The sequence below is a fragment of the Lysinibacillus sp. FSL K6-1151 genome (assembly GCF_038630755.1).
Lineage (GTDB): Bacteria > Bacillota > Bacilli > Bacillales_A > Planococcaceae > Lysinibacillus > Lysinibacillus fusiformis_D.
In genome coordinates this window covers 1,666,038-1,679,007 of record NZ_CP152040.1, presented here as the reverse complement: position 1 = coordinate 1,679,007, position 12,970 = coordinate 1,666,038, and the positions used below count along the sequence as shown (strand labels likewise).

16 protein-coding genes are annotated in these 12,970 nt (G+C 39.5%); 4 read left to right on the top strand and 12 right to left on the bottom strand.

Features of this window, described 5'->3' with window-relative positions; translation table 11 throughout:
* Positions 1-38: 38 nt before the first annotated feature.
* The 4 genes from MHI04_RS07925 to pcp are packed head-to-tail and all read right to left on the bottom strand — an operon-like array spanning position 39 to position 2,930.
* Positions 39-770 carry a 5-oxoprolinase subunit PxpA gene (locus tag MHI04_RS07925; protein WP_036118299.1) on the bottom strand — a complete coding sequence of 244 codons (732 nt, stop codon included), beginning with the start codon at positions 768-770 and terminating at the stop codon, positions 39-41.
* Positions 761-1,633 carry a biotin-dependent carboxyltransferase family protein gene (locus MHI04_RS07920; protein WP_342535495.1) on the bottom strand — a complete coding sequence of 291 codons (873 nt, stop codon included), beginning with the start codon at positions 1,631-1,633 and terminating at the stop codon, positions 761-763. The genes MHI04_RS07925 and MHI04_RS07920 overlap by 10 nt, the downstream gene beginning before the upstream one ends.
* 3 nt (positions 1,634-1,636) lie before the next feature.
* Positions 1,637-2,332, bottom strand: coding sequence for a 5-oxoprolinase subunit PxpB (gene pxpB, locus MHI04_RS07915; protein WP_342535494.1), 696 nt, complete (start codon positions 2,330-2,332; stop codon positions 1,637-1,639).
* Positions 2,316-2,930: a pyroglutamyl-peptidase I gene (gene pcp, locus MHI04_RS07910; protein WP_058845108.1), complete on the bottom strand. Its 615-nt coding sequence runs from the start codon at positions 2,928-2,930 to the stop codon at positions 2,316-2,318. Before pcp ends, pxpB begins: the two co-directional genes overlap by 17 nt.
* Positions 2,931-3,348: 418 nt before the next feature.
* On the opposite strand from pcp, the gene MHI04_RS07905 reads away from it, so the two are divergent.
* From MHI04_RS07905 to MHI04_RS07890, 4 genes are all read left to right on the top strand, one after another.
* Positions 3,349-3,807 carry a chemotaxis protein CheX gene (locus tag MHI04_RS07905; protein ID WP_036118321.1) on the top strand — a complete coding sequence of 153 codons (459 nt, stop codon included), beginning with the start codon at positions 3,349-3,351 and terminating at the stop codon, positions 3,805-3,807.
* 300 nt (positions 3,808-4,107) lie between these two features.
* Positions 4,108-4,233 (top strand): hypothetical protein, encoded by a 126-nt coding sequence (locus tag MHI04_RS07900; RefSeq protein ID WP_255358839.1) that lies wholly within the window; start codon positions 4,108-4,110, stop codon positions 4,231-4,233.
* A gap of 24 nt (positions 4,234-4,257) precedes the next feature.
* Positions 4,258-4,749 (top strand): cytochrome B5, encoded by a 492-nt coding sequence (locus tag MHI04_RS07895; protein ID WP_342535493.1) that lies wholly within the window; start codon positions 4,258-4,260, stop codon positions 4,747-4,749.
* Positions 4,736-6,397, top strand: coding sequence for a b(o/a)3-type cytochrome-c oxidase subunit 1 (locus tag MHI04_RS07890; RefSeq protein WP_342535492.1), 1,662 nt, complete (start codon positions 4,736-4,738; stop codon positions 6,395-6,397). Before MHI04_RS07895 ends, MHI04_RS07890 begins: the two co-directional genes overlap by 14 nt.
* Positions 6,398-6,450: 53 nt before the next feature.
* Here MHI04_RS07890 and MHI04_RS07885 read toward each other — a convergent pair whose 3' ends face one another.
* From MHI04_RS07885 to MHI04_RS07850, 8 genes are all read right to left on the bottom strand, one after another.
* Complete coding sequence (locus MHI04_RS07885; protein ID WP_342535491.1) at positions 6,451-7,947, bottom strand: carboxypeptidase M32; 1,497 nt, start codon at positions 7,945-7,947, stop codon at positions 6,451-6,453.
* A 75-nt stretch (positions 7,948-8,022) separates the two neighbouring features.
* Positions 8,023-9,117, bottom strand: a complete 1,095-nt coding sequence (locus MHI04_RS07880) for an AraC family transcriptional regulator (RefSeq protein WP_271912863.1) — start codon at positions 9,115-9,117, stop codon at positions 8,023-8,025.
* A 260-nt stretch (positions 9,118-9,377) separates the two neighbouring features.
* The gene (gene mdh / locus MHI04_RS07875) at positions 9,378-10,325 is read right to left on the bottom strand and encodes a malate dehydrogenase (protein WP_058845099.1); all 948 of its coding nucleotides are present in this window, start codon (positions 10,323-10,325) and stop codon (positions 9,378-9,380) included.
* Positions 10,325-10,693 (bottom strand): BMC domain-containing protein, encoded by a 369-nt coding sequence (locus MHI04_RS07870; RefSeq protein WP_036118362.1) that lies wholly within the window; start codon positions 10,691-10,693, stop codon positions 10,325-10,327. Before MHI04_RS07870 ends, mdh begins: the two co-directional genes overlap by 1 nt.
* Complete coding sequence (locus tag MHI04_RS07865; protein ID WP_036118365.1) at positions 10,686-10,970, bottom strand: EutN/CcmL family microcompartment protein; 285 nt, start codon at positions 10,968-10,970, stop codon at positions 10,686-10,688. The genes MHI04_RS07870 and MHI04_RS07865 overlap by 8 nt, the downstream gene beginning before the upstream one ends.
* Positions 10,971-11,006: 36 nt before the next feature.
* Positions 11,007-11,876, bottom strand: a complete 870-nt coding sequence (locus MHI04_RS07860; RefSeq protein ID WP_036118369.1) for a phosphate propanoyltransferase — start codon at positions 11,874-11,876, stop codon at positions 11,007-11,009.
* A gap of 12 nt (positions 11,877-11,888) precedes the next feature.
* Positions 11,889-12,479 (bottom strand): phosphate propanoyltransferase, encoded by a 591-nt coding sequence (locus MHI04_RS07855; protein ID WP_058845096.1) that lies wholly within the window; start codon positions 12,477-12,479, stop codon positions 11,889-11,891.
* 202 nt (positions 12,480-12,681) lie between these two features.
* On the bottom strand, positions 12,682-12,960 hold the full coding sequence (locus MHI04_RS07850) for a BMC domain-containing protein (protein WP_004269321.1): 279 nt from the start codon (positions 12,958-12,960) through the stop codon (positions 12,682-12,684).
* Between the last annotated feature and the right edge of the window lie 10 nt (positions 12,961-12,970).

Genomic DNA, 12,970 nt, shown 5'->3' with positions numbered 1-12,970 from the left:
GGATGCCCTACACTCTCCTTAGGGCATCCATTTTACTATTATAGTTGCTGTCTGAGCGCGGCAATTTTTTTTGCATAGTCTAGCGCACGGGGGCCATCTCCATGAATACATAGAGTTTGAGCAGCGACTTTTATTTTTTTAGATTGCACAGACAAGACTTCATTGGCCGTTAAAATACCTTTTACATGTATCAGCATTTCTTGCTCTGTTTGTATTAAGGCATTAGGCTCCTGTCTATCCACTAAAGTGCCATCATCGTTATAACGTCGATCCGAAAAAACTTCCTCATATACTTGAAGCCCCTTGCCTCTTGCAATCTCTACGATTTGGCTACCAGATAAACAATATAAAATAAGCTGTGGATTAAGATCATAGACTGCATCGACGACAGCTGACGCTTTTTCCCGATCATTTACGCATTGATTATAGAGTGCGCCATGTGGCTTAATATGATGGAGCATGCCTTTTTCAATTTGAACGAAGGCTTGTAATGCGCCAATCTGATAGACCATCATATCATAAATTTCTGCTGCGCTAAATGCCATGTTTCGACGACCAAAGCCCTCTCGATCAGGATAGCCTGGATGTGCACCAATATGAACATTTTTACGAATGGCACTGCGAACAGTTTGATGCATCAACGTATGATGCCCTGCATGATAGCCGCATGCTATATTAATGGATGTGACATAGTCCAATATTTCTTCCTCTTTTCCTGTTAGAAAAGCATCATCATATTCAGCTAAATCACAGTTAATATCTATTGGCATCCTCTTACCTCCAGTGCAAATTGTATCGTGTTAAACATACGCATTTGAGCTACTTTATGTAAATCGTCTTCATGTACCGTCGCAATAATAGGATAACCCCCTACCGTTTGGGCATCGGCCATTAAAATGATAGGATGACCGCTTGGCGGCACTTGAATGGTGCCGAACTGGGTCGCCTCTGACAAAATATCTTGCATTTCTTGCAGCTGTAAAACAGTTTCCTTTACGTAATAGCCCATGCGATTACCACCAATAAATTGAAAAGCATTTTGTAAAAAATGGTGTTGACTCTCTTCCGTAAATAAATGAAAATGAGGGCCTTTCAGTACTCTAACTGAAATAGCACGATCAAAAGTTGGACGATATGGCGCATAAAGACCTCGATTATAACGGAATGGCGCTGAGTCTTGCCCATACAAAATGCTACCTTTTGTGATGTTTATTCCTAGTTGACCAAGTGACAGGTTTGAGCGACTACCAAGCTTAACTTGTGAAGTAAACCCGCCAAGAGGTGTCAAATAAACAATCGCGCCTTGATTCACATGTTTAATCACCAACTGATCGCCATTCATTAAGTGGAATGTTTTCCACATCTCTATCGGTGTATTATTGACCAAGCATGTACAATGTCCACCTGTTAATACATAGACTCCATCTGCCAATGCCTCAAATTCAAAGCCACCCACAAACATTTCAAAGGATGTTTGGTCATGAGGATTTTCTAAGATTAGCTGTGCTGCTTGAAACGATACTTTGTCCATCGGTCCAGATAACGGAATACCAAATGCCCGATAGCCAAATCTACCTTGGTCCTGTAGGCTACCATAGACACCTTGTTTAGTGACGAGCAGAAGTGGCTTCAATCGCTACACTCCTTTGCTTTTCATTTCCCAAAACTGTTGTTTAGTTATTTCATAAAATTGAACTTCATCGCCAAGAGCCAATAAAAATGGCTCTTGGCGATCAACATTAAATAAATCTAGAGGAGTTTTCCCGATAATATTCCAGCCACCTGGTGACTCAACAGGGTAGATGCCTGTTTGCCTACCGCCTATACCAACAGAACTAGCTGAAACAGTAGCTCGTGGCTTCTTTAAGCGTGGTACACACAACTTAGTATCTAATTCACCTAAATAAGGAAAACCTGGTAAAAAGCCCATAACATAAACATAATAGCTTTTCGATAAGTGTAATGTTTTAAAGTCTTCAAATGATAAACCTGTATAGTTCATGGCTCGCTGCTTATCTAAGGCAAATTCCTCATCATAGCAAATGGGTATTCTTAAAATTTTCTTCGTTCCTTCTGCCATTGCTGTGAGAGTTTGCATCTCTAGCCAATCCCCTCTCAATGAACCAACATCTAGAGGCTGTTTGACATAGGCTGTAACAGTATGATAGCTTGCAACACTTTCGACGAGATTATGCTGTAACTGCTGTTTCAGAAACCGATTAAATGCTTGGACTGCCTGAAAGTTGGCGTGGGAGATTTCCTCCTTGAATGCAAAGCGAATAGTATGTTGGCTAATCCACATCGCATGAGGAAATTCAATGATTGGTTGCACGTATGCTCTCCTCAATACAAAGCTTTACCGCAGCTATTAAATCTCGGATATGCCAGCCAGGAATTTTGCCATGTTGGATGGCCAGGTCAAATGATGCTGGAATATGAATAAAGCCAGCACGAACCCCTTCGTGTTGCTGTGCATAAACAAGTCCTTCATACATAATATTATTGCATAAGTACGTACCTGCAGTATTTGAAATTTCTGCTGGATACCCCGCTGCCTGTAAGCGATTCACCATATTGCGAATCGGTAAATTCGTTAAATAAGCATCCGCTCCATCCTTATCAATGCTTTCATCGACCGGCGTGTAGCCATTATTATCAGGCTCACCATCTTTCACATTAATGGCAATGCGCTCTGGCGTTATTTTAAAACGCCCTCCTGCTAATCCTAAAGAAATAATAATTTGTGGCTTTACTTCCTCTATATACTGCTTTAATTGTTCCGCCGATTGCTGAAAATCTACAGAAAGAATTCGTCCAACAATGCGATAGTCTCCTATTGTTTCTCCATCTAAATTTTCGACAATTTGCATCGTTGGATTTATTTTATAATGAAGGAATGGCTCAAACCCCGTTACTAATAGTTTTGTCATGTTAGTCACCTGATTTCTTTATGTATAACCCTAAAGGATTGGCTTTATTTTACAACAATTTTCTGAAAAAATAAATATTTCTCTTCATTTGGGCAAGTAAAAAGAGTATGAAGCGCTGATGCTCCATACTCTTTTGGCTGTAATTATTTCAAATGTGCAGTCGCCTGTTTCATGACGTATTTCCCAACACCAATATAGATCACTACAGCTGCTCCAATCAATACGAATGTCATTGCTAACCGCTCCTTTTCATATAAATTATGTATTTTTTTATTAGGCTTTCAGACCATCTCATTGAATTTGAAAATCATTCTCATTATTATATTATAAATTTCACGTTAATTCGTCAAGACATACTTTCATCTTACCCTTTTTACATGGTAAGATGTAGAAAAGTCGGAAAAAGGATGCGGTAATGATGAGTAATTCGAAGTACTTTCAAACTATTTTAAACGGGACTATTCACGCTTTAAAATCCATTCTTCCTATGGATATAGAAGTAAAGTCGCCTAGTATTATTTCTGAACCCTTTCAACAGCAGCAAATGGGCGTATTAATTGGTTTAATTGGAGATGTAAAGGGTCGCGTTATCATTGATTCATCCCCCGATGTGTTTAGCGGGATTGGGAGTACCATGTTCGGTATGCCACTGGAGGGAGAAATGCTAGAATCCTTTACTGGAGAATTTGGTAACATGATTGCAGGAAATTTATGTACAACTGTTGGGCAAGAAAGCTTAGAAATTGATATCACTCCTCCAACCGTGATGGTGGGCAATACAAAGTTATACGGCTTTGAAAAAGCATTTGTTCTCCCAGTTTCGGTTCCAAGCATTGGTGCATTAACAGTTCTATTAACCATCGAGGAAGAAGGATAAAAAACTAGAATGGATCATTGTATGCAAAAGCCTACAGCCTTCATGTATAGGTAGAAAAAACGGGAAGGAATGTGCAAGTCTTTCTCCATCTATTGTTTTTATTAAAATTAAGCAAAATATAATAAGATAACAAGCTCTCTCAATGACTTTTGAGATGGCTTGTTTTTTTCTTTTTTTAATTCTTCACACTTTCTTCACATAATACGTGTAGAAGTGTGATTTTTTTCACATCAAAATGATATGGATTTTTATATGATGACAGTAAGAAACACAACAATAAAAAGCGTAGGAGGGGCAAAAATGGCAAACAACAAAAAGAAGTCAGATGAAAATTTAAAAGGTTCACTCTATGCAGTTTTTGGAGTTGGTATTATCATCATTTTACTTTGGGTGTACTGCTTCGATTTGTTCATTGGAAGATTTTAATATATAAAGAAGGGACAGAAACATATGCACATACATAAGTATGAGAAGTATTGGCTTGTGTTCGGAGTTGCTACTTTAGTTGCATTCCTGATCATTCTCGGTATCGGGGCATTTCATCAAGGCTCCCATCCGAACAATGGTAAAAAAACACTAGATTACGAGAAAGTGAAAGAGACAGCACCTTTTGATAATCCAGGAGTTCATAAGGTCGAGGGAAAAGATTGGGATTATGAAGTGGTAGTAGTAGCTTCTGCATTCAATTATAATCCTCCACAAATTGAGGTACCACTTGGTGCAAAGGTGAAATTCATCGCAACAAGCGAAGATGTTATGCACGGTTTTGAGGTGGCAGGTACGAATATCAACATGATGCTTGAGCCTGGTTATATTTCGGAATACGTAACAGAAGTTAACAAAGTAGGCGAGTTTTTAATCGTATGTAATGAGTATTGTGGTACAGGACATACGATGATGCACTCTATGCTAAAGGTGGTGGATTCAAATGGGTCACACTAATTCGATGACAAAAGTAGATCGTCGCGATGCAAAGCTAGCAATGGCACATATTTATGTGGCATTCATCTCATTGCTATTAGGTGGTCTTGCAGGTTTATTACAAGTATTTGTGCGTTCTGGTCAATTTACATTACCAGCAGGCATTGGCTATTATCAAGTTTTAACAGTACACGGTGTATTACTTGGTCTTATTTTAACTACATTCTTTATTTACGGCTTCCAAATTGCTAGTGTAAGTCGTACATCTGGTACATTCACTGCTAGTCAACGTAGACTTGGCTGGATCGGTTTTTGGTTAATGACAATTGGTACAGCTGCTTCAGCAACCATGGTTTTATTGAATAAAGCAACTGTACTTTATACATTCTATGCACCCCTAAAGGCACACTGGATTTTCTATTTAGGCCTTACATTAGTCGTGGTTGGTTCTTGGGTTGGCGGCGCAGGTCAAATTTTACGTTATGTACAGTGGCGCAAAGAAAATAAAGGTAGCGGACAACGCAGTCCATTATTATCGTTTATGGTAGTTGTCAATAATTTAATGTGGTTCGTGGCAACACTTGGTGTAGCAGCTTCTGTATTAATTCAACTGTTACCATGGTCATTAGGTTTAATTGAACGTGTCGATGTTGCATTATCCCGTACCCTCTTCTGGTATTTCGGGCATGCACTTGTATACTTCTGGCTATTACCTGCCTACATGGTTTGGTACGTGATTATTCCAAAAGTAATTGGCGGAAAAATTTTCTCCGATTCTTTAGCAAGACTTTCGTTCATGCTGTTCTTACTCTTCTCTATTCCTGTTGGGATTCACCATCAGTTAACAGAGCCTGGTATTGATGGTACATGGAAGTTCATTCAAGTTGTATTAACGTTCGCTGTAATTGTCCCATCTCTTATGACAGCCTTCTCGATGTTTGCCATGTTCGAGTTACGTGGTCGTGAATTAGGTGGTAAAGGGCTGTTCGGATGGTTTAAAAAATTACCATGGAAAGATGCTCGTTTCTTCGTTCCATTTATCGGTATGGTGGCATTTATTCCTGGTGGTGCAGGTGGTATTGTCAATGCCTCCTATCAAATGAACCAATTAATCCATAATACCATTTGGGTTACAGGGCATTTCCATTTAACAATTGCTACAGCTGTTGTTTTAACTTACTTCGGTGCGGCCTTCTGGTTAATTCCACATTTAACAGGTCGTACATTGACGAAATCATTAAATAATCTTAGTAATTTCGCTGGTATCTTATGGGCTACTGGTATGACGATTATGTCTTCTGCGATGCATATTGCTGGTCTTATCGGTGCACCTCGTCGCTCAGATTACTCAGAATATGGTGGTGCTTCACAGGCCTATGATTGGATTCCTTATCAAATCGCACAAGCTGTAGGCGGAACGATTCTCTTTATCGCGATTCTAGTCATTATGTATATCGTCGTGAAATTAGCTTGGTTTGCACCTAAAGGTGAAGAAGAATTCCCTATTGGTGATGTACATGAGCTTAGCGGCCCAACACCAGCTATTTTAGAAAACTTCAAAGTATGGCTTGTTATTTTAGTAGCGTTAATTTTATTCGCTTACACAGTGCCAATTATCGATATTATTTCGAACTCACCGGCTGGCTCCAAAGGCTATCAATTGTGGTAAGCATTTAGACATAAAAAGCGATTTCTCAGAAACGAGAAATCGCTTTTTTTATATTATAGTTGATAGAGCTTCCTATATTTATCTTGTAAATAGTCTGCTAAGTATTTAGCATTTAAGCCTTCCCCTGTCGCTTCTTTTAGCAATTCGAATGGCTTTTTCAATGCTCCATATTGATGAACTTTCTCAGTTAGCCACTCTCGAATTGGTAGTAGCTCTCCCTTTTCTAGTAGCGCATCAAAGTTTGGAATATCCTTATCCATCGCATGCTTCCACTGTGCTGCATAAACCATACCTAAAGCATAGGATGGGAAATAGCCAAACATGCCCCCTGACCAGTGCATATCTTGTAATACTCCCTGTGCATCTGTCTCAGGACGAATGCCTAAATATTCCTCATATTTATCATTCCAAACTTGTGGCAGATCTTTCGCCTGTAAATCACCATTGAACAGATCACGTTCAATTTCATAGCGAATCATGATATGTAAAGGATACGTTAGTTCATCTGCTTCAATACGAATGAATGATGGCTCTACCATATTGATGGCACGTAGGAAATCAGCTAATGCCACATCCCCGAACTGTGCTGGTGAGAAATGCTGAAGACGCTCGTAGTTATGCTCCCAGAACTTTTCATTTCTGCCGACAAAGTTTTCATAAAATAATGATTGAGATTCATGAATACCCATTGAAGTACCAGTAGCCAATGGCAGACCTGCAAGCTTTTCATCAATGTTTTGCTCATACATCGCATGACCACACTCATGAATTGTGCCAAAAATAGCAGAACGGAAGTCATTTTCATCATATTTAGTGGTAATCCGAGCATCTCCATAGTTTAAGCCAATCATGAATGGGTGCACACTTTCATCCAAGCGCCCTGCATCAAAATCATAACCAAGCTGAGCAAGCAATTCTAACGATAATTCACGCTGTGCTTCACGTGGGAAATGCTTAAATAACATGCTTGTATCTGGTTTATTCGATGAATTGGCAATTTTTTGGACAAGTTCCACAATGGATGTACGTAGGTCACCAAATACTTGATCTAAAACATCAGTCGTCATATCTGGTTCATATAAATCGAGTAATGTATTGTAAGGAGATCCATTTTTAATTCCCCAATAGTGAATGAATTTTTTCTGCCATTGAATGATTTCCTCTAAATATGGAAGGAATAATGCAAAATTATTACTTGCCTTCGCTTCTTCCCAAGCAGTTTCAGACTTCGATTGAAGAATGACGTATTTTTTATACTCGTCAGCTGGAATTTTTTTGTTTTGATCATAATTCTTTCTTACTTCTTCCACTAAACGTAATGTTACATAGTCAAGATTAGCTTTTTGTGACTCTAAAGCTACTAAAAGCTCCCCCAATTCTTCACTTGTTTGCATATCAAATAAAGAAGCAGATAATGTACCGATTACCTCTGAACGTTGTGCTAAACCTTTTTTCGGTGCACCCGTACGCATATCCCAATAAACGACATTGAGTGCTTCCTCATAATGCTGCATTTTCTTCACATAGTCTGTAAATTGTTGAACTGTCATGCATTCATCCTCCTTTTACATTATAAGTTTATCATATTTTCGAAAATTTTGTATATTGTGGACTTTTTAGTATTTTTATTCAGAATATTCGTCTTTTACTTTCTCTATTATTTTTAAATATTGACTATCTCCTAACCCATAGTGAGGGAAGAGAGAAAATAATTGCTTCATTAAATCCCCTAGCGGCTGCTCAAGATGCTTTTTTATATACGTCGTAATATCATTTTCTTCCTGTAAATAGTTAAAATATAATTGAATGCCCTGATACATGACGGGTAAAAGTGTAGCCTTCGGAAAACGATGGTGCATGAAAACTTCTTGATAGACCTCTAGATAGCCTCCTAACTCCAGCTCTGTTTCCTCCACATCATAGGTCGTTTCCTTGACCATATGGAAATAGACCTTGCCTTGATATCCTTGTTGTTCGAGAAAAGCAAGCATGGTCAATAAATTCATCTGACAAAACATATCATCCCCAAACCATAACACAATGCATTGATAGCCTTTTGTCCATAGAGGCTTCAAAGGATTCAATGTCATTTGCTCGTATGCCTGTAATGACACTTGATGCCCAGCCGCTCGGATTTGATTGAATTCCTCGCTGAAAATCGGGCTAGCAGTCGGATTCGTACACATGGCTTCATTGAAAGGTACATAATCACTATTTCCCATTAATTGATGTTTTGCAAATTCTTCATACATCATCTGACCATTTAATACATTCAAAGTCTCTTGATCAAATTGCTCAAAAATCTTTTCTTGTAATTCCTTAATTTTCAATTTTTGAGAAATGTCCATTATAAACCAGCCTCTTTCATCATTTAAATTTAACTTCACAAATGTTTGCATAGGCTGAGGAGACCTCCTATAATCATACGGGCTTATGCCAAAGACCCTTTTAAATGCTCTTGAAAAGGATTCCTGAGATGAAAAACCATAGCAGAAAGCAATATCAATAATTTTCTCCTCTGTCTCTTTTAATACCAAGGATGCAAGATAGATTTTTCGTAATGACATATATTTTTTAATCGTCATCCCCGTCATCTGATGAAATTTGAAAGAACAATAATAAGGAGAATAGCCCATCTCCTTCCCTAATTGCTCTAACGAAAACCCTTCTAAGAGATGACCTTCAATGCAATCAATCATCTCCTGTACGATGTTGTTCATCCACATCCCTCCTACTTTGATTATAGTAGAAGGCATCATTGTTTTTATGATATAAGTTGTGAATGTGCAATAAAAAAACTGTAGCAAACTTTTGAGCTTGCTACAGTTTATCCTCTTACAAATAAGAGCTTTATATATTATTAGGGGGATTTTAACTAGCTTTCAAGTCATGTTCGGTTTCCAATCAAACATTAATTAAGAGCAATAAGAAAGAAAGTTGGGGATACTTTCTTTCTATCAAAGAACAGAGTCTGTTTACCCTATTCAATGTTTTGGCAAATAGCAATCACTTGCTTCACAGCCTCAGCTGAATGCTGGAGAGCTGCTTGTTCTTCAGTTGTTAGGTGCAATTCAATCACAGATTCAATCCCATTGCCACCTAAAATAGTTGGTACACCTAAAAACAGATCGTTGTAGCCATACTCTCCTTCTAATAGGGCAATAGAGGGGATAATTTTCCGTTGATCTTTCATAATAATTTCTACCATTTGTGCACACGCTGCTGCTGGTGCATAGTAGGCACTACCATTGCCTAGCAATCCGACAATCTCACCGCCGCCCTTACGTGTACGTTCAACGATTTGTTGTAGTCGATCCTGGGGAATTAGCTTTTCTAATGGAATGCCTCCTGCATAGGAATAGCGAATTAATGGCACCATTTCATCACCATGTCCACCTAACACAAAGCCTGATACATCCTCTGGAGCAATTTGTAGCTCTTGTGCAACAAATGTATTGAAACGGGCTGTATCTAATACACCAGACTGACCGATAATCCGATTTTTGGCAAAGCCTGTTTCCTTATGACACACATAGGTCATGGCATCAACCGGATTACTTAACACAAGGACAATACTGTTGGGTGCATAGTGTTTAATCTGTCTTGACACTTGTTGAATGATTTTTGCATTTGTTGTGACTAAATCATCGCGGCTCATCCCTGGTTTACGAGGGATACCTGCTGTAATGACCACAATATCAGCACCAGCAATATCTTCGTAATGACTTGTCCCTTTAATCGACACATTGAATTTTTCGATAGGGCCTGTTTGTAGTAAATCCAATGCTTTCCCTTTTGTCGGGTTCTCCGCTTCTGGAATATCTACTAGCACCACATCGCCTAATTCTTTCTGTGCTAAAAATAAACTTAATGTAGCACCTGTATGACCTGCACCAATCACAGCAATTTTATTTTTACGAAATGCCATTATGCGTCACCTCTATTATCTGTCGGTGATGTTGTGTCTGCTGTTTTTTTAGCACGTGTTGATGCTGTTGTAGTGGCAGGCTTTTTCTTTGATGCCTCTGGTCCTTTAATCATTTGGAATACTTCTTCATCAGGTCTCGGAATGACGTGAGCACCTAATAATTCACCAACACGCATGGCAGCAGCCTTACCAGCTTCCACTGCTGCTTGTACAGAACCTACGTCGCCCTTTACGACTATCGTCACAATACCACCATCGACGAATTCTTGTTTAACGATTGTCACATCTGACGCTTTAATCATCGCATCAGCCGCTTCATATGAACCAACTAATCCTTTGGTCTCAATCATACCAATTGCACTACTCATTGTCCTCACCTCTCATCACTTCAGTAGAATCAATAATACCAATGACCACTGCATCGATTGGTAACGGATTTTCTTTCATAATATAGCGTGATGACCCACCGCTTGTAATGAGTACATCATCACCAATACCCGCACCAATACGATCAGCTGCCACCATTTCTGTGCGAATCGGCTGTTGATTGGAGTCAATTGGTTGAATGATGAGTAGCTTTAAACCATTCAACCCTTCCTCCTTGCGTGTTGCCCATACACTGCCTATCACTCTTCCCATTTGCATGAACTTCACCCTCTTTATGCGACACAGATTTTCTTATTACTCCGAACGAATTGTTAATGTTTTATTTAACTCTCGTAATTTATCATAAGCCAGTGCTGTCACAATCGTTTTCTTTGGGACCACAATTTCTTGTGCATCGATATCTAGCACTTCTATTTGTGAAAGTAGCTTTTTGTCATAATGATAGACGGATGGTTGCGCTACTTTCTGTATAGCTGGAGACTGTTCTTTCTCAGGTATAGCTGGCTCGCTTACTTGATGATGGACCATTTCAGCAAACGTTCCTTGTTGAATGAACCCTGCATTTGCTTCATCTGTATCAATATGCATTTCTAATCGATAACGCTCTGATACGCGGACGATCACATTCGATAAAATAATGGGGCGAATACCCCCTACCTTGATTTGTACAGACTGTCCATCTACTACATTGAATCTCGCACTATCCGCAGGGGACATATGGATATGTGCCTGTGCTACAATGAGTCCTTCATTTAACACAACACTCCCCTTTGGACCAATCAATGTAACAGGGCTAGAGCCTTGAATATCACCCGAAACTCTTAACGGGGGCTTCAATCCTATTTTCATTGCATCTGTCCAGCTTACTTCCACTTGAGACAAGGAGCGAGCTGGGCCCAGAATACGAACTCGCTCAATCGATCCTTTGGGACCAGCGATGACAACGGTTTCCTCCGCAGCAAATTGTCCTGGCTGTGAAAGCTCAAACTTTGGTGTAAGCTCATAATTCTCACCAAAAAGTTGCTCCACCTCTGCTTGTGCAAGATGGACATGGCGAGCGGATACGCCAACGGGAATTTTACCGTCATGTGGAGAGGAAGATTGATTTTTTAAAACTTGTTGCAGAACTTCTTCCACAATTTTTTGCACTAAATTTTCTTGCATCTTGCCTCCTCCTTACGATGATACTTTTACTAATCTACCTTGTGCTTGTTGTTCGATAAAGCCTGCATTTGCTTCATCTGTATCAATGTGCATCTCTAAACTAAAGTCATTTGAAACACGTACAACGACACCACGGAAAGTGACAGGTCGATCACTGATGACTTCCACTGAAACCAATTCATTATTGTGTACTTCCAATTCTTTGGCATCTTGTTCTGTCATATGGATGTGTGCCTGTGCAATAATGACCCCCTGCTGTATCTCCAACACTTTGTCTTGATAAAATATTTTAATGCCTGCCGAGTTTTCAATATTTCCTGATTGCCTTAAAGGAGGGGTAACCCCAAGCTTCATCGCATCTGTGCGGCTGACTTCCACTTGGGTTGCTGGTCTTACAGGTCCAAGGACACGGACATTATGAATAATGCCCTTTGGCCCTTCGATTGAGACACGCTCCTTGGCAGCAAATTGCCCTGGCTGTGATAAGTCAAAATCCTTTGTTAACGTTGCATTTGGACCAAAAAGTGCTTGTAAATCCGCTTCACTAAGATGGATATGACGAGCCGAAATGGCCACTGGAAATGTTTTTGTCGCTGTTATCACGTTAGCCACCTCTATATTTCATAAATTGTTTTGACTTGGACAAGATAAGAGCTTTCCTACGGTTAGGTCAGCTCTCATGCTGATCCATTACGTCTTGGCATAATGGCTTCTTATCCAGTACGTGTTTTGTAAATGGAAGCTATATTGGCATTTATCTCACACCATCTATAGCAATAAGCGTCTCCTACTGAAAGAAGATAAATTATGCTTCTGCTTTTGGTAAAATCATTTCTAATTCGTGGTGTGGACGTGGGATTACATGCACAGATAATAGTTCTCCTACACGTTGTGCTGCTGCTGCACCTGCATCTGTTGCTGCTTTCACCGCACCCACATCTCCGCGTACAAGAACTGTCACGATACCGCCACCAACATGTACTTTGCCTACTAAATTAACACTTGCTGCCTTTACCATTGCGTCCGCTGCTTCAATTGCTCCTACTAAACCTTTTGTTTCTACCATTCCTAATGCTGTACTCATTTGTCATTCC